The sequence below is a fragment of the Burkholderia pseudomultivorans genome (assembly GCF_001718415.1).
Classification (GTDB): domain Bacteria; phylum Pseudomonadota; class Gammaproteobacteria; order Burkholderiales; family Burkholderiaceae; genus Burkholderia; species Burkholderia pseudomultivorans_A.
The window spans coordinates 212,051-232,053 of sequence record NZ_CP013378.1 but is presented as its reverse complement, the minus strand read 5'-3'; the positions used below and the strand labels follow the sequence as shown (position 1 = coordinate 232,053).

Genomic DNA, 20,003 nt, shown 5'->3' with positions numbered 1-20,003 from the left:
GCCGACCATTGATTCTCGCTATGGCGGTAACAATCGGGATGCTCCGGGATTGCCCCCACACGCGCCGCGCGTGCACCGCCGCGCGAGCGGCAGGCCCCTCGCGCGACCGGTACAATCGATCCTTTTAGCCGCCGGTGCCTCCATGAAAGTCACGCTCATCCCGGTCACGCCGTTCCAGCAGAACTGCTCGCTGCTCGTCTGCGAGCAGACCGGCCGCGCCGCCGTCGTCGATCCGGGCGGCGATCTCGAACGGATCGAACAGGAGATCGCGCGACAGAACGTGCAGGTCGAGAAGGTACTGCTCACGCACGGGCACATCGACCACTGCGCGGGCGCGAAGACGCTCGCGACGCACTACGGCGTGCCGATCGAGGGGCCGCAGGAAGACGAGCGCTTCTGGATCGAGAAGCTGCCGATGCAAAGCGAACGCTTCGGCTTCCCGGCCGCGGAAGCGTTCGAGCCGGACCGCTGGCTCAACGACGGCGACACCGTGCAGTTCGGCGACGAGACGCTCGAGGTCTATCACTGCCCGGGCCACACGCCGGGCCACGTGGTGTTCTTCAGCCGCGCGCATCGCGTCGCGATCGTCGGCGACGTGCTGTTCGCGGGCTCGATCGGCCGCACCGATTTCCCGCGCGGCAATCACGCCGACCTCGTGCGCTCGATCAAGGAGAAGCTGTGGCCGCTCGGCGACGACGTCACGTTCGTGCCGGGCCACGGCCCGGTGTCGACGTTCGGCGACGAGCGCCGCACGAACCCGTTCGTATCGGACAAGGTGTTCGGATGAACCAGACCGCCATCCCGGAAATCTACGTCAGCACCGACGTCGAGGCCGACGGCCCGATTCCCGGCCCGCACTCGATGCTGAGCTTCGCGTCGGCCGCCTATACCGAGGACAAGCAGCTGATCGCGACCTTCTCGGCGAACCTCGAGACGCTGCCGGGCGCGCACGCGCACCCGGTGCAGGAAGCGTGGTGGAAGACCGAGCCCGAAGCATGGGCCGCGTGCCGGCAGGACCTGCAGGCGCCCGAGGCCGCGCTCGTCGCGTACGTCGAGTGGGTCGAGGCGCTGCCCGGCAAGCCGGTATTCGTCGCGATGCCGGCCGGCTTCGATTTCACGTTCATGTTCTGGTACATGATGCGCTTCGCGGGCCGCTGCCCGTTCTCGTGGTCGGCGCTCGACATCAAGACGCTCGCGTTCGCGATGACGGGCCTGCCGTACCGCAAGGCGATCAAGCCGCGCTTCCCGAAGCACTGGTTCGACGATCATCCGCACACGCACGTCGCGCTCGACGATGCGATCGAACAGGGCGCGCTGTTCTGCAACATGCTGGCGGACCTGCGGCGGCAGCAGGCCGCGCTGGCCGGCCTCGCGGTGTCCGACACCGATCGTTCGGAACAGGCGGGCGCGGGACAAAATCCCACGGATCCGCGCGCAAATTAGCGAATCTCGCTCAGCAGCGGCGCGTCAGATTGCCTTTCCTTTCCCGGCCCTCTAACATTCAGCGTGTTGTAGGCTGCCACATGGAGGCGCAGGTGACGCTCGATTCCTTTTCGCAAAAAATCCTTCGCCTGTTGCAGCTCGACGCGCGTCGTTCGGTCCAGGAAATCTCCGACCAGGTCGGCCTGTCGAGCACGCCGTGCTGGCGCCGCATCAAGGACATGGAGCAGTCGGGCGTGATCCAGCGCTACACCGCGCTGCTCGATCGCGAGAAGCTCGGGCTGCATGTGTGCGCGCTCGCGCACGTGCACCTGACGCGCCACAACGAAGGCGGCGTCGAGCAGTTCGAGCGCGAGATCGCGACCTGCCCGGAAGTCACCGAGTGCTACAGCACGACCGGCGAAGCCGACTACATCCTCAAGATCGTCGCGCCCGACATCAAGGCCTACGACGTGTTCCTGCACGAACGCATCTTCAAGATCCCGGCCGTGTCGCAGGTGCGCACCAGCGTCGTGCTGCGCGAAATCAAGTTCGATACGCAGCTGCCGCTGTGACGCGACGCGCGCGGGCGCGGCGCTTCACGCCGTCAGCGCGCGCGTGAAGCCGATCCGGCGCGCACCGAACTGGCGCTTCAGCGCGTCGACGTCGAGCCGGCCGGCCAGCGCCGCGTCGTCGTCCGAATCGGCCGCGAGCGTCACGTCGATCTCGAGCCCCGTGCTCAGGTAATGCAGGTTGATCGCGCTCGCGCGCAGCCCGCGCTGCGCGAGCGCGGCCTCGATGCGCGTCGCGATTTCGCCGCGCGGCGGCAGCGCGAGCGCGGGACGGCGCGCCGCATCGTTCTCGGGATCGACGTGGATCAGCGCGTCGAGCACGCGCGGGTCCGACAGCACGCGCGCACGCGCGGTTTCCGCGATGTAGTGCCCTTCCGATACCGAGATCATCGGATCGACGAGGATGTGCGCGTCGACGAGCGCGGCGTCGCCCATCTTGCGCGTGCGCAGGTCGTGCACGTCGCGCACGCCGGGCGTCGCCGCGAGCAGCGCGCGGATCTCGGTGGTGTCGGCCGTATCGAGCGCGCGATCGGACAGGTCCTGCAGCGCGTCATAGCCGAACGTCCAGCCCATGCGCGCGACCATGAAGCCGACGATCGCGGCCGCGATCGGGTCGAGCAGCGTGAAGCCCGCGAGGCTGCCGATGATGCCGATCGCGACCACGAGCGACGACGCGGCATCCGAACGCGCATGCCATGCGTTCGCGACGAGCATCGCCGAACGCACGCGCCGCGCCTCGCGCAGCATGTAGCGGAACAGCGCCTCCTTCGACACGAGCACCGTGACCGCGACAAGCAGCGCCGAAAAATGCACGGGCGGAATGTCTTCCAGATGCACGAGGCGCTCGCCGGCCCGCCACAGCATGCCGATGCCGACCGCGATCAGGATCGCGCCGAGGAACATCGACGCGACGGTCTCGTAGCGGGAGTGGCCGTAATTATGGTCGGCGTCCGGCAATGCGCCGCTATGCCGATTCGCAACCAGCACGACAAAATCGGACACCAAATCCGAAATCGAATGCACACCGTCAGCAATCAATGCCTGCGAATGCGCAATCACGCCGACGGCAATCTGAAATGTCGCAAGTACGACATTCAGCACGATACTGACGAGGGTGCTCTTGCGTGCGACCGCGTGCTTATCTGCGCTTTGCGCGTCGCCGGTAAACGTGGACATGGAAATATGAGATATCGGAACGGATACGGGATTCTATCAAGGCGCCCCCGTCGAACGCCCCGATAACCCTAAATTTTTCATTTAAATCAATCGCTTATGCGAACGGCTCGCATTTTCATTCAGACCCGAAGCTGACATTTTTATGACAAAGCCCGAGTGCCGGCTGTCATCCGCCGCCAACTTTTGCATCTCGAAAACAAAAAAGCCGCGCACCTGTACGGTCACGCGGCTCTTTTGAGCGGTACAACTTAAACGGGCACTTAAATCGCAAACTCTTCGCGATTCTTGCCGGCGATCCAGCGCGGCGGCTTGCCGCGGCCCGACCACGTCGCGCCCGACTCGGGGTCGCGGTACTTCGCTGCCACGCCTGCGCGCGGACGGCCGACCTTGCCCGGCTTCGCGCGGCCAAGGCCGAGTTCGACCGGCGTAAAGCCGTAGTCGGCGATTTTCTGCTTCACGTCATTCAGCACTTCGGCGTATTCACGCGCCTTCGCTTCTTCGATTTGCTTCTCCAGCTTCTCCCGCTGGGCCAGCAGGTCCTTGTAAGAAGACATAGTTTCCCTTTCTATCTGACCAATGGCGCCGGTCTGCAGCCAGCTCACCATTCATGAAATATATGTGCCTCGGATTTTCGAAGGCAGAGATTAGCACAAAAAAGAATTGAGACAAGTGGGATTCACGAAAATCCCGAGACTCATTGTAATTCACACACGTCATTTTGACCGGGTGCGGCCTTTTCTCAAATTTTTACGCCCTTACACAGAGATTAGGACATTAGCGCTCATCCATTAGGCCTATCAACATACGCAATTACCCTGTATGCGAAAAAATCGAAGCTTTCATCCGGCGACAGGTTTGCAAAATCGCCGGGGCCGCCATTCGACAGGCGCGTGCTGCCCCGCGACATCACGCCACATCCCGCGCACACGCGAGCAGCCGCTCGCGCAGCGCGCCGACATCGGTTTGCGGCGCGTCGAACGGCGTGCGCACGCGCCGGCCGTCGCAGCGCCAGTCGGCGCCGTAACGGTCGACTCCGAGCAGTTCGAGCCCGTCGCGGCGCGCGGCGCTCGCGTCGTACGCATCCCATAGCGTCCGTTCCTCGTCGAAGGCGAGCGGCGGCAGTGCGTCGAGCGCGGCGCCGTCGACCCAGCCCATCCGGCCGAAGCCGCCGATATAGCGCAGCCGTTCGACCTCGAGCGCCCGGAACGTGAAATCGCCCAGTGCGAGATAGCGCGCCGCATCCGGCTCGTAGCGCAGGTAGCGCGCGGCGAGGTGCGGATCGTCGCCGAGCGGCACGAAGCGGCCGAGCAGCGTCGCGCGCTCGGCATTCAGCACGTCGCCGTCGGGCGCGTCGACGACCAGGAAGCCCGCGCGCGGATCGGCGGCGAGATTGCGCGTGTGCTCGGCGAGCGCACTCACGAGAATCACCGGCCGATGGCCGGCATCGGGCGCGAACGGCACGACCGTCGGGTACGGAAAGCCCTGCGGGTCGCGCGAATGGGTCGACAGCGTGCCGAGCGCGCAGCGGTGCAGCAGGTGCAGGGCGAGGGCGGGATCGATGTTCAAGGGGACTCCTGCGATCGAAAGGCCGGCGTGCCGGGCACGCCGCATGCGCTCCGATGTTACTCGCGGCGGCGCATCCCGAACATCGGCCGAGGCGCCGGGCGACCTGACATACCTGGCCGCACACCGTGCTCGCCGCATCGATCCGGCGATCATCGGTCCGGCAAGCGAGTAAGCGGTTCGATAGAATCAGACGAATTCCGCCGCGCATCACGCGGCCGCGCATTTTTTTCTGACGAGCCTTCCGTGTCCAACTCCTCTTCCGATCTCGCCGCTGCGCCCGACGCGCATCGCCGGCTGTCCCTGCCGGTCCGCCAGCGCGCGCGCACTGCCACGATGGCGCTGTTCTTCGTCGCCGGCATGATGTACGCGTCGTGGGGCGTGCACGTGCCGACCGTGCGCGACAAGTTCGCGCTGAGCCCGGGGCTGCTGTCGATCGCGCTGTTCGCGGTCGCGGGCGGCTCGATCGCCGCGATGCTGACGATCGCGCGCTGGATCGCGCGCGTCGGCTCGCGCACCGCGTGCCTCGCCGGCGGCCTCGTGATGGCCGCATGCGCGGCGCTGATCCTCGTCGTGCCCGACTACTGGATGCTGCTCGCGGTGCTCGCGCTGTTCGGCTTCTCGATGGCGACGCTCGACGTCGCGATGAACGCCGAAGCCAGTGCGGTCGAACTGGCGCTCGGCCGGCCGATCATGTCGTCGCTGCACGGGATGTTCAGCATCGGCGGGATGTCGGGGGCGGCGGCCGGCGGTGCGCTGCTGTCGGCCGGCATGGCGCCGGCCGCGCACCTGGCGCTCGCGGCGGCCGTCAGCGCCGCGGTGCTCGTCGCCGCGAGCCCGGCCGTGCTGCCGCACGTGCCGCATCACGAACACGCGCACGGCAGCGGCAACCGCTGGCGCTCGCCCGCGCTGTGGATGCTCGGCGGCATCGCGCTGGTCGCGCTGATCGCCGAAGGCGCGATGTACGACTGGGCGACCGTCTACATGCGCGACGTCGTCGCGGCCAGCCCCGCGGCCGCAAGCGCCGCCTATGCGGCATTCTCGGGCGGGATGGCGGTCGCGCGCTTCGCGGGCGACGCCGTGCGCGCGCGCTTCGGCGCGCCGCAGCTGGTGTTCGCGAGCGCGTCGCTCGCCTGCGCCGGCATGGTCGGCGCGCTGCTGATGCCGCAGCCGGCCGTCGTGCTGACCGGCTTCACGCTGATGGGCATCGGCCTCGCGAACATGATGCCGGTGCTGTTCGCGGCCGCCGCGCGCGTGAAGGGCATCCACGCGGCGGAAGGGCTCGCGCACGTGGCCGGGCTCGCGTATTTCGGACTGCTGTTCGGTCCGGTCGTGATCGGCGCGGTCGCGCAGGCGGCGAACCTGACGCTCGGGCTGTCGGTCGTCGCGCTGTGCGCGGCGCTCGTCGCGGCCGTCGCGCCGCGCGTGCTCGCCCACCTGAAGATCTGACGGCGCCGCGGCGCCGCCGCCGTTCGCCGCTTCGCGCAGCGCGCCGCGCCGGCGGATCGGGCCGCCCAAAAGAAAGCGCGCATGCGTTGCCGCATGCGCGCTTTCACCCCTCCGGTCGACCGCGTTCTATTACATCTTCACTTCGTCGAGCAGCGTCTTCTTGCCGCCCTTGTAGTTGTACAGCGAAATCACGCCGTGCTGCAGATCGCCCTTCGAGTCGAAGGTCGTCGTGCCGATCACGCCCGTGTAGTTCGTCGCCGGCATCGCGGCGAGGATCTTCGCCGGATCGGTCGAGTTCGCACGCTTCATCGCGTCGACGATAATGTACACGGCGTCATACGTGAACGGCGCATAGATCTGGATCGGCTGGCCGAAACGCTTCTCGTACTTGGCCTTGAACGCGCCGCCGCCCGGCATCTTCTCGAGCGATGCACCGGCTTCCGAGCACACGACGTTGTCGGTCGCGTCGCCGGCCAGGTCGGCCAGCTTTTCCGTGCACACGCCGTCGCCCGCGAAGATCTTCGCGCGCAGGCCGAGCTGCTTCGCCTGTTTCGCGAACGGGCCGCCGGTCGCGTCCATGCCGCCGTACATGATCGCGTCCGGATTCTCGCCCTTGATCTTGGTCAGGATCGCGCGGAAGTCGACCGCCTTGTCGTTGGTCGCATCGTGCGACATCACCTTCAGACCGAGCGCCTTCGCCTTCTTCTCGAACTCGTTCGCGAGGCCCTGGCCGTATGCGGTCGAATCGTCGACCACCGCGACGCTCTTGATGCCCTTCGAATGCGCGTAGTTCGCGAGTGCCGGACCCTGCTGCGCGTCGGTCGCGACGACGCGGTAGGTCGTCTTGAAGCCTTGCTGCGTGTAGGCCGGGTTGGTCGCCGACGGCGAGATCTGCACGATGCCCGCATCGCTGTAGATCTTCGAGGCCGGGATCGACGTGCCCGAGTTCAGGTGGCCGACCACCGCGACGACCTTGTCGTCGACCAGCTTCTGCGCAACCTGCGTGGCCTGGCGCGGGTCGGCCGCGTCGTCCTGCGGATCCAGTTGCAGCGTGATCTTCTGCCCGCCGATCGTCAGGCCCTTGGCATTGATCTCCTCGACTGCGAGACGTGCACCGTTTTCGTTGTCCTTGCCCAGGTGTGCAATGCCGCCCGTCAGCGGAGCGACGTGGCCGATCTTCACGACCTGATCGGCGAACACGTTGCCTGCAGCTGCGGCGCACAGCATCGCCGCAGCAGTGATCGGCAACAGCTTTTGCATCTTGATATTCATTGTGAGTCTCCAGTTTCGGTCCCAATAAACGCCATCGCCCGGTGCCCCGCTGCCATCCCTGTGTTTGCAATCACTGGACGATTCGCCGGTTGCATCGTTCATGCACTTGGCCTCAAGCACGTGAATACGGCCGCTTTTAACGGCCGCACCCGCACTTGCGCGCAAGTGTAGGTGATCAAATTAATTTGTGGGACTTTTTTGGGGTAGTGGTAACACTACCGATGCGGGCACTTTCGAATGACCGCTCGAATATCCCGGCGAGGCCCGCCAGATAAGGGTTTCCGCTAATTTCTCGCGGCTTTTTGAAAGCTGGTTTTAAAGCATTCCCGCGTCATTTCGAATCGGTATTTTGTGCACGGGATCGTTGAATGAAACGCGCGTGACAACACGCGCGTTTCAGCGTCGGCACGCGCGCGTTCAGGCCGCCGTCGCGCGCCATTCGGCGTCGAGCGCGTCGACCAGCTGCGCGGTCGTCAGCGCATCGCCGCGCCGCCGCGCGAGCGGCGCGCCCTGCCCGGCCCACAGCGACAGGTAGTCGCCGTCGTTCGCGCGCGCGGCGGCCTGGCGCAGCGGCTGCGTCAGCGCGTTCTGCACCGGATACGGCGCGACCTCGTCCAGGCGCTCGCCGAGGCGCGCCATCAGCGTGTTGCGCAGGCCGCGCGCATGACGCCCGCTGATCGCGCGCGTGACCTGCGTCGACGTGTCGGTGCACGCGAGCAGCCGCGCCTTCCAGTCGGCCGCGATCGCGCTTTCCGCGCAGGTCAGGAACGCGGTGCCGAGCTGCGCGGCCTGCGCGCCGAGCGCGAGCGCGGCCGCGATGCCGCGGCCGTCCATGATGCCGCCCGCGGCGAGCACCGGCAGGTCGGTCGCGTCGACGAGCTGCGGCACCAGCGCGAGCGTGCCGATCAGCGCATCGTCGGCCGCGCCGATGAAGGTGCCGCGATGGCCGCCCGCTTCCGCGCCCTGCGCACAGAGCGCGTCGGCGCCGGCCGCCTGCCACGCGAGCCCTTCGGCGACATGCGTCGCGGTGCCGATCACATAGGTGCCGGCGGCCTTCAGGCGCGCGACGTCGGCTGCGTCGAGCACGCCGAACGTGAAGCTCGCGACCGGCACGCGCAGCGACACGAGCGCGTCGAGCTGCGCGCGGAAGTCGGGCGCAAACCGCGCGGGCGCGACACCGGGCGGCAGCCCGAGCGTCGCATTCAGCGGGTCGATCGCCGCGAGCGCGCGCGCCACGGTCGCCGCATCGGGCGTCGTGTCGGGCAGCACGAACAGGTTGATCGCGAACGGGCGGTCGGTTGCCGCGCGGATCGCGGCGACTTCGGTCGCGAGGCGGTCGGGCTCGTACGCGGCGGCGCCGAGGCTGCCGAGCGCGCCGGCGTTTGACGCGGCGGCGACCATCGCGGCCGTGGTCGCGCCGACCATCGGCGCCTGCACGAGCGGCACGCGCAAGCCGAAACGTTCGGCGAACGGAGTAGAAGGGAGACGGGCGGACATGGCGGATCCTTCGGGGAGCGAGAGGCGAAAGCGCTTTGTAAAAGCGCGTACTTCGACTCTATCGAAGCGGCGGGCCGCCGAAAAATGAATAATCGAGATCGAAACGATCGCTGCGCGAGAAGCGCCGACGCAGGGCGGGCGCAGCGCTTGCGCGTGCGCTGCAGCACCACGCGATTGGTGGCACACTAACCCGCCCTCTTTCCCCGGCGCGCGTCGCGCGCCTCGTTCGCCAGGAGTTCAAACGTGACTGCCCAATGGATCGACATTCCGACCGGTAACGACAGCTTCGGCGGCTACCTCGCGCTGCCCAAGCGCGGCAAGGGCCCTGCCGTCATCATCATCCAGGAGATCTTCGGCGTGAACTCGCACATCCGTGCGGTCGCCGACCAATACGCGTCCGACGGCTACGTCGCGCTCGCGCCCGACGTGTTCTGGCGCACGCAGCCGCGCGTCGAGCTGACCTACGACGGCGCGGATCGCGACAAGGGCATCGAGCTGATGAAGAAGACCGACATCGGCCTCGCGGTCGCGGACATCGGCGCGGCAGCCGACGCGCTGCGCGCACGCCCCGAGGTGGCCGGCAAGGTTGCGGCGATCGGCTACTGCTTCGGCGGCCAGCTCGCGTATCGCGCGGCAGCAGCCGGCAAGCTCGACGCGGCGGTCGCGTACTACGGCGGCGGCATCCAGAACGCGCTCGACCTCGCAGGCAAGGTCACGCAGCCGATCCTGTTCCACTACGCGGAAAACGACCACGGGATCCCGCTCGACGCCGTCGAGCAGGTGAAGGCCGCGTTCGCCGGCCGCGACAACGCCGCGTTCCACGTCTATCCGGGCGCCGAGCACGGCTTCAACTGCACCGACCGCGCGTCGTACAACCAGCGCGCGTCGGCGCTCGCGCACGGCCGCACGCTGACGTTCCTCGCCGAGCATCTGTAAGCCCGCCGCGGGTCCGCGCAGCGCGCCGGGCCCGCGTTATCCTCTGTCGATCGCCATACGTCACAACGGGGGTGACAGCGATGCACCCGGACTATCTCGCGCATGACGCGATCGGCCTCGCCGCGCTCGTGCGCGAACGCAAGGTCAGCCCGCTCGAACTGCTCGACGCCGCGATCGGGCGGGCCGAGGCCGTCAACGGCGCGATCAACGCGATCGTGCTGCAGGATTACGACGCCGCGCGCGCCCGCGCCGCGGCGACGACGGCGCTCGATGCGCCGTTCGCGGGCGTTCCCTATCTCGTCAAGGATCTCGGCGCGGCCGTCGCCGGGCTGCCGCTGTCGATGGGCAGCCGGCACTACCGCTATTTCGTGCCGGGCGACGATTCGCCGGTGATCGCGCGCAGCCGCGCGGCGGGGCTCAACGTGTTCGGCAAGACCAACACGTCGGAGATCGGCCAGATGCCGTACACCGAGCCCGAGCTGTTCGGCGCGTGCCGCAACCCCTGGAACCTCGACCATACGCCCGGCGGTTCGAGCGGCGGCGCGGCGGCGGCCGTCGCGGCCGGCGTCGTGCCGCTCGCGCACGCGTCGGACGGCGGCGGCTCGATCCGCATTCCCGCGTCGTGCTGCGCGCTGTTCGGCCTCAAGCCGAGCCGCAACCCGGCGCTCGTCGACTTGCCGACCCACGGCGAACTGGCGGTCCAGCACGCGCTGTCGCGCAGCGTGCGCGACAGCGCGCTGCTGCTCGACGTGACGACCGGCCAGACGCTGCCGCCCGGCGCGCCCGGCACGTTCCTCGGCGCGCTCGATACACCGCCGGGCCCGCTGCGGATCGGCCTCGTCGTCGATCCGATGCTCGCGCCGGCGCTCGACGCCGACACGCGCGCGGCGCTCGACGACGCCGCCGCGCTCGTCGAATCGCTCGGCCATCATGTCGAGCCGGCGACGCTGCCGATCGACTACGCGCGCGCGGCCGAAACCTTCCTCACGCTGTGGGCGACGATCGCCGAGGAGATGGTGCTCGGCGCGCGTTCGCTGACGGGCCGCACGCCGCGGCGCGGCGAGTTCGAGGCCGCGACCTGGGCGATGGCCGCGGTCGGCCGGCACCTCGCCCGCGCGCGCCTGCCGGACGTGCTCGAATGGCAGCGCCAGCTCACCGTGCAGGTCGCGGGCGTCGTGTCGCGCTACGACGCGGTCCTGTGCGCATCGCTCGCGGGCCCGCCGGTGAAGATCGGCGAGCTGCAGCCGACGCCGCTCGAAGCCGCGCAGATGCGGCTGGTCGCGACGCTGCCGGCCAGGCCGCTGCTCAGGGAGCTGCTCGCGAAGGCGTCGCAGAAGGCGTTCGCATGGGCCGGCTGCACCGAGCTGTTCAACCTGACGGGACAGCCCGCGATGTCGGTGCCGCTCTACTGGAACGCGCGCGGGCTGCCGATCGGCGTGCAGTTCGCCGCGCGCCACGGCGACGACGCGCTGCTGCTGCGGCTCGCGCGGCAGCTCGAGCAGGCGCGGCCGTGGTTCGAGCGCCGCCCGCCGCTGATGCAGGCGCAGCGCTGACGCGCGGCACGCCGGCGAAAGGCGCACGACGAAAGGCGAAAAAAAGCCCCGCCGGCCGGAGCCGACGGGGCTTGCATGCATCCAGCCGCTGCCCGGCGCTTACGTGTCGAGCCGTTCGCAGATCGTCCTGGTCGCGGCCGCCGCGTTCAGCGTGTAGAAGTGCAGCCCCGGCACGCCCGCGTCGATCAGGCGCTGGCACAGGCCGGTCACGACATCCGCGCCGAACGCGCGGATCGACTCGCGATCGTCGCCGAAGCTCTCGAGCCGGCGCGCGACCCAGCGCGGCACTTCGGCGCCGCACATCTCCGAGAAGCGCATCAGCTGCGAGAAGTTCGTGATCGGCATGATACCCGGCACGATCGGCACGTCCACGCCGAGCTTGCGCACGTCGTCGACGAAGCGGAAATACGCGTCGGCGTTGAAGAAGTACTGCGTGATCGCGGAATTCGCGCCGGCCTTCACCTTGCGCGCGAAGTTCTCGAGATCGGCCTTCGGCGAGCGCGCCTGCGGATGGTATTCCGGATAGCCGGCGACTTCGATGTGGAACCAGTCGCCGTGCTCCGCGCGGATGAAGCTGACGAGCTCCGACGCATAGCGCAGCTCGCCGACCGCGCCCATTCCGGACGGCAGGTCGCCGCGCAGCGCGACGATGTGGCGGATGCCGTACGAGCGGTACTGGTCGAGGATCGCGCGCAGGCTGTCGCGCGACGAGCCGATGCACGACAGGTGCGGCGCGGCCTCGAGGCCGTCCTTCTGCATGTCGAGCACGGTATCGAGCGTGCCCTGCTGCGTCGAGCCGCCGGCGCCGAACGTCACGGAGACGAATTTCGGCTTCAGCGGCAGCAGCTGCGCGCGGGTTGCGCGCAGCTTCTCGACGCCGTCCGCCGTCTTCGGCGGAAAGAATTCAAACGAGAGTTCGATCGGTTTCATGATTCGGGGGGTTCAGCCCTCAGCCGATGTTGCGCTGGCCGAAAATGAGTGCGGACAGCAGCCACGACACGATGCTGTACAGGATCGAACCGAAGAACGCGGACCAGAATCCCGACACCTCGAAGCCCTTCAGCAGCGACGACGCGAACCAGAAGCACAGCGCGTTCACGACGAGGATGAACAGCCCGAGCGTGACGATCGTGACGGGCAGCGTCAGCAGGATCAGCACCGGACGGATCACCGTGTTGATCAGGCCGAGCACGACCGCGATGATCAGCGCGGTGCCGAAGCTCTTGATGTGGATCGACGGCACGAGGTACGTGATGATCAGCAGCGCGAGGGCATTGATGACCCAGGTGAGGATAAGGCTCATGGTGTGCTCCGGTTCTTCGTTGGTCGATCAGTGGCCGCCGGCGCCGGCCGGCCCGCGCGCCCGAAGGCGCGACGCACCGGTCCGGCCGGATGACGCCCGCGCCGCCGCGTCGCGCGCGCCGCAGCGCGGCGCACCCGAAACCGCGACGGCGGCGTGCATCAGTAGCGGTAGTGGTTCGGCTTGAACGGGCCTTCCTTCGACACGCCGATGTACGCGGCCTGTTCGTCCGACAGCTCCGACAGGTTCGCGCCGATGCGCGCGAGGTGCAGGCGCGCGACCTTCTCGTCGAGATGCTTCGGCAGCACGTAAACCTTGTTCTCGTACTCGCCGCCGCGCGTGAACAGCTCGATCTGCGCGAGCGTCTGGTTCGCGAACGAGTTCGACATCACGAACGACGGGTGGCCGGTCGCGCAGCCGAGGTTCACGAGGCGGCCTTCGGCCAGCAGGATGATGCGCTTGCCGTCCGGGAAGATGATGTGGTCGACCTGCGGCTTGATGTTTTCCCACTGGTACTGGCGCGTCGACGCGACGTCGATTTCCGAGTCGAAGTGGCCGATGTTGCAGACGATCGCGTTATGGCGCATCGCCTTCATGTGATCGTGGTTGATCACGTGGTAGTTGCCGGTCGCCGTCACGAAGATGTCGGCCTTGTCGGCCGCGTATTCCATCGTCACGACGCGGTAGCCTTCCATCGCCGCCTGCAGCGCGCAGATCGGATCGATTTCGGTGACCCACACGGTCGCGCCGAGGCCGCGCAGCGACTGCGCGCAGCCCTTGCCCACGTCGCCGTAGCCCGCGACGACCGCGACCTTGCCCGCGATCATCACGTCGGTCGCGCGCTTGATGCCGTCGACCAGCGACTCGCGGCAGCCGTACAGGTTGTCGAACTTCGACTTGGTGACCGAATCGTTCACGTTGAACGCCGGGAACGGCAGGCGGCCGTCCTTTTCCATCTGGTACAGGCGGTGCACGCCGGTGGTGGTTTCCTCGGTCACGCCCTTGATGTGCGCGAGGCGCGTCGAGTACCAGGTCGGGTCGGCGTCGAGGTGCTTGGCGATCGACTTGTACAGCGCGACTTCTTCCTCGTTGGTCGGCTTCGCGATCACCGAGCGATCCTTCTCGGCCTTCGAGCCGAGGATCAGCAGCAGCGTCGCATCGCCGCCGTCGTCGAGGATCATGTTGGCGAATTCGCCGTTCGGCCATTCGAAGATGCGGTGCGAGAACTCCCAGTATTCGTCGAGCGATTCGCCCTTGAACGCGAACACCGGCGTGCCGGCCTCGACGATCGCGGCGGCGGCGTGGTCCTGCGTCGAGAAGATGTTGCACGAGGCCCAGCGCACGTCGGCGCCGAGCGCCTTCAGCGTCTCGATCAGCACGCCCGTCTGGATCGTCATGTGCAGCGAACCGGCGATGCGCGCGCCCTTCAGCGGCTGCTGCGCCTTGTATTCGTCGCGGATCTGCACGAGGCCCGGCATTTCGGTCTCGGCGATGTTCAGTTCCTTGCGGCCCCAGCCGGCAAGCGCCATGTCGGCGACGACGTAATCCTGGGAAGCTTTCGAATCGATAATGGCGTTCATCACGCCCTCCTTTCTAAAAAAGTTCTAGAAATTGGTGACGTGAGCGCCGTTCAGGAGGCGAAGCCGACGGACGATGCCGCGCCGGCGCCTGGTGAAGCCTTCCGAGCCTGGCGGACGCAGAACGGTCCGTCGCAACGCTCCTCGGAAAACGGGAAGGATTGTAGCAAATCGGCGCGACGAATGCGTGCCCCGCGCGGCGTCGACGCGCGCGGGCGCAATCGGAGGGTCAGGTCTCCGCGCCGACCCACGCCTGCTCGCGCAGCCGCGCGCGCAGGCGCGCGACGGCCTGGCTGTGCAGCTGGCACACGCGCGACTCGCTGACTTCGAGCACCGCGCCGATCTCGCGCAGGTTCAGCCCGCGCTCGTAGTAGAGCGACATCAGCAGCTTCTCGCGCTCGGGCAGCCGCTCGATCGCTTCCACCAGCGCGCCGCGCAGATGGTCGTCGAGCAGCGCCGACAGCGGATCGGCATGATCGACGCGATAGCGATCGAGGAACGGTTCGTCGTCGGCCGCGCGGTCGAAATCCTCGTAATAGATCAGCTGGCTGCCGTGCAGGTCCTGCAACATCCCCTGGTACTCGTCGAGCGGCATGTTCAGGTGCTGCGCGATCTCGGCTTCGCTGGCCGCGCGGCCGAGCTGCTGCTCGACCTGGTGCACCGCGTGCTCGACCTCGCGCGAGGTCTTGCGCAGGCTGCGCGGCAGCCAGTCGTTGCTGCGCAGCTCGTCGAGCATCGCGCCACGAATCCGCTGCGTCGCATAGGTCTCGAACTGCGCGCCCTGGTCTTCCTTGTAGCGGCCGGCCGCATCCATCAGGCCGATCATGCCGGCCTGGATCAGGTCGTCGAGATCGACGCTCGCCGGCATCTTCGCGACGAGCTGCAGCCCGAGGCGGCGCACCAGCGGCGCGTATTGCGCGAGCACGTCGGCCTGCGAGATCTTTCCTTGAGCGTTGTACATCATGGCTCTCTCCTTCCGGTGGCGCTCAGACGGCGTGCGCCGTGCCCGCCTGGTACGACGGTTGCGCGCCGGGGCGAACGTCGCGCCCCGCGCCCGACCGCGGACGCATCGGCCAGTACAGCAGGTCGGCGGCGATCTGCCGGTAGTCGCGCGCGGCGGCCGACGACGGGAACGCGTCGACCGCGGTGCGCGTCAGCGCGCGTGCATGCTCGACGAGCGGATCGGCGCTCACGCAGCCCGCGTCGGCGATCGACACCGTCAGGTAGCGGCTGGCGACGCCCGCGAGGTTGTCGAACGCGGTCTTCGCATCGACGGGGCTGCCGACGTGGTTGGTCAGCACGCGGAACTGCGCGATCGCGTGCGCGAAATGCAGCCGCTTCATGCACGCGTAGGCCTCGGTGATCGCCTGCGCGGCCACGCGCGTGACGACCAGCACGTCGTGCGCTTCGCGCGCGAGCGCGGACAGCGTGCCGTCGGCGCCGAGCTGCGCGTCGACCAGCACGATGTCGGCCTGGCCGTCGACGAAGTCGCCCAGCTGCGCATCGCTGTAGCCGGCGCGCGCGAACCGCGCGGCCGCGCACAGACCGAAGCCGGCGGCCACCCGCGTGCGTTCGCCGTCGCGCAGCCACGCGCCCGCGAGCGTCGCGGATGCCGAATGCACGTCGGCGCGCTCGTCGACGACGAGCACGTCCTTGCCGAGCGCGGCCAGCGCGGCGGCCACGTTCACGATGGTCGAGGTGCAGCCGACGCCCGCCGGCCCGCCCGTCACTGCGACGATGCGCGACGTGCGCCCGGCCAGCAGGCGCCGCAGCCCTTCGGCCTGGTCGATGATTCGTTTATCCAAAACGCACCTCGTGCAGGTCGGCGGTGGCACGTGCGGTCAGCGCGGAAAGCAGCGTCGGCATGTCCTCGTCTTGCGGCACGAAGGGCGAGCCGTCGCGCGGCACACAGAACGCGCTTTTCAGCAGGAATTTCGTCGTCGCGACGTACAGGTTCTCCGGCACCTTCTGGCCGGTCGACACGTAGTGCACGGGCAGCTTGTAGCGGATCACCGTGTCGAGCGCGCCGCCGAGATGGGTCGCCTCGTCGAGCTTCGTCAGGATGCAGCCGGCCAGGTCCGGCGCCGCCGCATGCGGGTGCTGGCCCGCGCTGCGGTAGGCCTGCACGACCTCGTTGAGCGTGTCGCCGTGGCTCGTCGCGTTGAGCAGCAGCAGGCGCTGCACCGGCGCGTTCGCGCCGTGCAGCATCGCGATCTGGTCGGACACCGCGCGGTCGCGCTGGCTCATCCCGATCGTGTCGATCAGCACGATGTGCTTGTTGCGCAGCTCGGACAGCGCGAGCGCGAGATCGCCCGCATCCTTCACCGCGTGCACCGGCACGCCGAGGATCTTGCCGAAGATGCGCAGCTGCTCGTGGCCGCCGATCCGGTAGCTGTCGGTCGTCAGCAGCGCGACCTTGCTGGCGCCGAAGCGCATCACGCAGCGCGCCGCGAGCTTCGCGGTGGTCGTGGTCTTGCCGACGCCGGTCGGCCCCATCAGCGCGAACACGCCGCCGCGCTCCATCAGCGCATCCTCGCTGCCGAGCACCGGCAGGTTCGCCGCGAGCACCGACTGCGCCCATTCGACGGCGGCGTCGAAGCTCTGCGCGCCGTCGCCGGCCGGCAGGTTGTCGACCAGCATCCGCACCAGCTGCGCGGAGAAGCCGGCCGCGAACAGATGCCGGGTCAGCGCACCGTGCACCGGGCTGCGGCGCTGGCGGTCGTGCCACATCAGGTGGTCGAACTGCGTTTCCATCATGCCGCGCAGCGCGCCGAGCTCGTTCATCACCGTGTCGTTGACGATCTGCTCGACGCCCGACTTCACCGCGTCGGCGACGGCCGCAGCCGCCTCGGCGGACAGGCGCGGACGCTCGGCCGGCTTCGTGGCGGAAGAAGCGGCCGATTCCGTTGCGCGCGGCGCGGCGGCCGGCATGCGGCGCTCGGCATCGCGCACGACGTCGCGCGCCCAGTCGGCCGGCGGCGCTTCCTGCGGCGCGCGTGCGGCGGCCGGCGGCACGGCCGGCGCGGGCTGCGTGCGGGCGAGCAGCGCGTCGCGCTGCTGCGTCAGGCGCTTCGCGTGCTCGACGAGCCACGGCGCGGGTTCGGCGGATGCGGCGGATGCCGGTGCGGCGTTCGACGGCGCAGCGGCGCCCGATGCGGCAACGCCCGATGCAGCGGCGCCCGACACCTCCTCATCCGCTTCGGCGCCGGCCTCCGTCAGGTCGGCGCTCGCGCCGAACACGGACGAGAACACGTCCGGCAGCCCGCCGTCGCCGGCCGCATACGGATTGGCGCTCATCCGCGCAGGCGCCGCGGCGGGCCGCGCCACGATGCCCGGCACCGCGGCGGCCGGCACGGACTCCGGCGTACGCAGCACGACACGCGGTCGTGCGGCGGCGGCCGGCGGCGCGACCGCGGCCAGTTCGGCGTCGGCGAGTGCGACGATTTCGACGCTGCCGTCATCGAGCGTGCGGTTCGACAGCACGACGGCGTCGGCGCCGAGCGCCTCGCGCACCAGACGAAGCGCGTCGCGGCTCGTCGCGCCGGTGAATTTGCGAATGTTCAAGCGGAACCCCCGATGACGTTAACAACCTTGATCGTGCGTGTGTCCGGCACTTCGGCATACGACAGCACTTTCAATTGCGGCAGGCTGCGGCGCAGGAAGCGCGCGAGCATCGCGCGCAACGCGTGCTGCACGAGCAGCACGGGCGGCAGCCCGAGATTCTGTTGACGCAGCATCGCCTGTTGCGTGCCGGTCAGAAGCGTGTGCGCGAGGCCGGGCTCGAGGCCCGGGTTCGCGCCGGTGGCGAGCGCCTGCGACAGCACGCGCTCGAGATTCGCGTCGAGCCCCATCACCTGCATCTCGCCCGAGCCCGGATACCACTGCTGCGTGATCGCGCGGCCGAGCGCGAGCCGCACGGCGGACGTGATCTCGTAGGCGTCGCCGCGCCCCGCATGCTCGGACACGGCCTCGAGGATCGTGCGCATGTCGCGGATCGGCACGCCTTCCTCGAGCAGGTTCTGCAGCACCTTCTGCAGCGTCGTCAGCGAGATCGTCTTCGGCACGAGATCCTCGACGAGCGACGGCGCGTCCTTGCCGGTGCGCTCGACGAGCGCCTGCACTTCCTGGCGGCCGAGCAGCTCGGCCGCATGCTGGACGACCAGATGATTCAGGTGCGTCGCGACGACCGTGCTCGCGTCGACCACCGTGTAGCCGTACACCTGCGCCTGCTCGCGCATCGCGACGTCGATCCACACGGCGGGCAGCCCGAACGCCGGGTCCTGCGTGACGGCGCCCGGCAGCGCAGCCGTGACCTGGCCGGGATTGATCGCGAGCCACTGGCCCGGGAACACTTCGCCGGTGCCGATCTCGACGCCCTTCAGCGCGATGCGGTACGCGTTGGGCCGCAGTTCGAGGTTGTCGCGGATATGGATCACGGGCGGCAGGAAGCCGATTTCCTGCGCGAACTTCTTGCGGATGCTCTTGATGCGCTTCAGCAGTTCGCCGTCGCTGTTCTTGTCGACCAGCGGAATCAGCCGGTAGCCGACTTCGAGGCCGAGCGGGTCGATCAGCTGCACGTCGTCCCAGGTCGCCTCGTGGCTGTCGGCCGACAGCGCGGCGGGCGGCGCGATCTCGGTCACGTCGCCGGCCGCCTTGCGGGCCGCCGCGCGCTTCGTCTGCGTGCGGGCCAGCCAGATCGCGCCGCCGCCGAGCAGCAGGAACGCGAAGTGCGGCATGCCGGGGATCAGCCCCATCAGCACGATGATCGCGCCGGTGATGGTCAGCACGCGCGGGTTGGTAAACAGCTGGCCGGTGATCTGCGTGCCGATGTCCTCGTCGGTCGCGACGCGCGACACGATCACGCCGGCGGCGGTCGAGATCACGAGCGACGGGATCTGCGCGACGAGGCCGTCGCCGATCGTCAGCAGCGTGTAGTTGGTGCCCGCCGCCGCGAAGCTCATGTCGTGCTGGATCATCCCGACGATCAGCCCGCCGATCACGTTGATCGCCATGATGATCAGGCCCGCGATCGCGTCGCCGCGCACGAACTTCGACGCGCCGTCCATCGAGCCGTAGAACTCGGCCTCCTGCGCGACGGCCTGGCGGCGCTTTCTCGCCTGCTCCTCGTTGATCAGGCCCGCGTTCAGGTCGGCGTCGATCGCCATCTGCTTGCCGGGCATCGCGTCGAGCGTGAAGCGCGCGGACACTTCGGCGATGCGCCCCGCGCCCTTGGTGATCACCATGAAGTTGATGATCATCAGGATCACGAACACGACGATGCCGACCGCGAAGTTGCCGCCGACCAGGAAGTGGCCGAACGCCTCGATCACCTGCCCGGCCGCGTCGGGGCCGGTGTGGCCTTCGAGCAGCACGACGCGCGTCGACGCGACGTTCAGCGACAGGCGCAGCAGCGTCGAGAACAGCAGCACGCTCGGGAACGCCGCGAAGTCGAGCGGCTTCATCGTGTACATGCTGACGAGCAGCACCATCACGGACAGCGCGATGTTGAACGTGAACAGGAGATCCAGCAGCACCGGCGGCAGCGGCAGGATCATCATCCCCAGGATCATGCAGATGAGGATCGGGCCCGCGAGCGCGCGCAGGTTGGTGCCCGCCAGCAGGTTCGGGCGCTTCGCGAACAGGCTCGGCGTGCTCATGCCGCCTCCCCGAGCGAACTAATACGGGCGCG

18 protein-coding genes and 1 riboswitch are annotated in these 20,003 nt (G+C 68.4%); of the genes, 6 read left to right on the top strand and 12 right to left on the bottom strand.

Annotated elements, in window-relative coordinates:
- Positions 1-142: 142 nt before the first annotated feature.
- From WS57_RS14000 to WS57_RS13990, 3 genes are all read left to right on the top strand, one after another.
- Positions 143-787 (top strand): MBL fold metallo-hydrolase, encoded by a 645-nt coding sequence (locus WS57_RS14000; RefSeq protein ID WP_009693707.1) that lies wholly within the window; start codon positions 143-145, stop codon positions 785-787.
- Entirely contained in the window at positions 784-1,443 is a 660-nt protein-coding gene (locus WS57_RS13995; protein ID WP_009693708.1) for a hypothetical protein, read from the top strand. Before WS57_RS14000 ends, WS57_RS13995 begins: the two co-directional genes overlap by 4 nt.
- An 80-nt stretch (positions 1,444-1,523) precedes the next feature.
- Positions 1,524-1,994, top strand: coding sequence for an Lrp/AsnC family transcriptional regulator (locus WS57_RS13990; protein ID WP_006477376.1), 471 nt, complete (start codon positions 1,524-1,526; stop codon positions 1,992-1,994).
- 24 nt (positions 1,995-2,018) lie between these two features.
- Here the strand turns inward: WS57_RS13990 and WS57_RS13985 are convergent, their stop codons facing one another.
- The 3 genes from WS57_RS13985 to WS57_RS13975 form a co-directional block, all read right to left on the bottom strand.
- Entirely contained in the window at positions 2,019-3,167 is a 1,149-nt protein-coding gene (locus WS57_RS13985; protein ID WP_059514796.1) for a cation diffusion facilitator family transporter, read from the bottom strand.
- A 260-nt stretch (positions 3,168-3,427) separates the two neighbouring features.
- Positions 3,428-3,721 carry an H-NS family nucleoid-associated regulatory protein gene (locus tag WS57_RS13980; RefSeq protein WP_009693710.1) on the bottom strand — a complete coding sequence of 98 codons (294 nt, stop codon included), beginning with the start codon at positions 3,719-3,721 and terminating at the stop codon, positions 3,428-3,430.
- 352 nt (positions 3,722-4,073) lie between these two features.
- On the bottom strand, positions 4,074-4,733 hold the full coding sequence (locus tag WS57_RS13975) for a HugZ family protein (RefSeq protein ID WP_059514794.1): 660 nt from the start codon (positions 4,731-4,733) through the stop codon (positions 4,074-4,076).
- Positions 4,734-4,976: 243 nt separating this feature from the next.
- Between WS57_RS13975 and WS57_RS13970 the strand changes: the two genes are divergently transcribed.
- Entirely contained in the window at positions 4,977-6,179 is a 1,203-nt protein-coding gene (locus tag WS57_RS13970; RefSeq protein WP_059603787.1) for an MFS transporter, read from the top strand.
- Positions 6,180-6,308: 129 nt separating this feature from the next.
- Here WS57_RS13970 and WS57_RS13965 read toward each other — a convergent pair whose 3' ends face one another.
- Entirely contained in the window at positions 6,309-7,451 is a 1,143-nt protein-coding gene (locus WS57_RS13965; protein ID WP_040126444.1) for a branched-chain amino acid ABC transporter substrate-binding protein, read from the bottom strand.
- Between the two features lie 417 nt (positions 7,452-7,868).
- Positions 7,869-8,948 carry an NAD(P)H-dependent flavin oxidoreductase gene (locus tag WS57_RS13960; protein WP_069244424.1) on the bottom strand — a complete coding sequence of 360 codons (1,080 nt, stop codon included), beginning with the start codon at positions 8,946-8,948 and terminating at the stop codon, positions 7,869-7,871.
- Between the two features lie 243 nt (positions 8,949-9,191).
- On the opposite strand from WS57_RS13960, the gene WS57_RS13955 reads away from it, so the two are divergent.
- On the top strand, positions 9,192-9,884 hold the full coding sequence (locus tag WS57_RS13955; protein WP_059478136.1) for a dienelactone hydrolase family protein: 693 nt from the start codon (positions 9,192-9,194) through the stop codon (positions 9,882-9,884).
- A gap of 80 nt (positions 9,885-9,964) precedes the next feature.
- Complete coding sequence (locus WS57_RS13950; protein WP_059603780.1) at positions 9,965-11,437, top strand: amidase; 1,473 nt, start codon at positions 9,965-9,967, stop codon at positions 11,435-11,437.
- 99 nt (positions 11,438-11,536) lie between these two features.
- On the opposite strand, the gene metF is transcribed toward WS57_RS13950, so the two are convergent.
- The 7 genes from metF to flhA form a co-directional block, all read right to left on the bottom strand.
- Positions 11,537-12,367, bottom strand: a complete 831-nt coding sequence (gene metF / locus WS57_RS13945) for a methylenetetrahydrofolate reductase [NAD(P)H] (RefSeq protein WP_009688874.1) — start codon at positions 12,365-12,367, stop codon at positions 11,537-11,539.
- A gap of 19 nt (positions 12,368-12,386) precedes the next feature.
- Positions 12,387-12,740, bottom strand: a complete 354-nt coding sequence (locus tag WS57_RS13940; protein WP_009688873.1) for a phage holin family protein — start codon at positions 12,738-12,740, stop codon at positions 12,387-12,389.
- A 158-nt stretch (positions 12,741-12,898) separates the two neighbouring features.
- Complete coding sequence (gene ahcY, locus WS57_RS13935) at positions 12,899-14,317, bottom strand: adenosylhomocysteinase (protein WP_009688871.1); 1,419 nt, start codon at positions 14,315-14,317, stop codon at positions 12,899-12,901.
- 34 nt (positions 14,318-14,351) lie between these two features.
- Positions 14,352-14,466, bottom strand: a riboswitch (S-adenosyl-L-homocysteine riboswitch).
- 77 nt (positions 14,467-14,543) lie between these two features.
- Positions 14,544-15,278 carry an RNA polymerase sigma factor FliA gene (locus WS57_RS13930; protein ID WP_040126439.1) on the bottom strand — a complete coding sequence of 245 codons (735 nt, stop codon included), beginning with the start codon at positions 15,276-15,278 and terminating at the stop codon, positions 14,544-14,546.
- A 22-nt stretch (positions 15,279-15,300) separates the two neighbouring features.
- Complete coding sequence (locus WS57_RS13925) at positions 15,301-16,119, bottom strand: MinD/ParA family ATP-binding protein (RefSeq protein WP_060250903.1); 819 nt, start codon at positions 16,117-16,119, stop codon at positions 15,301-15,303.
- A complete protein-coding gene (flhF, locus tag WS57_RS13920; protein WP_069244423.1) occupies positions 16,112-17,878 on the bottom strand; it encodes a flagellar biosynthesis protein FlhF in 1,767 nt (588 codons plus the stop codon). The genes WS57_RS13925 and flhF overlap by 8 nt, the downstream gene beginning before the upstream one ends.
- Positions 17,875-19,971, bottom strand: a complete 2,097-nt coding sequence (gene flhA, locus WS57_RS13915; RefSeq protein ID WP_009688637.1) for a flagellar biosynthesis protein FlhA — start codon at positions 19,969-19,971, stop codon at positions 17,875-17,877. The genes flhF and flhA overlap by 4 nt, the downstream gene beginning before the upstream one ends.
- Between the last annotated feature and the right edge of the window lie 32 nt (positions 19,972-20,003).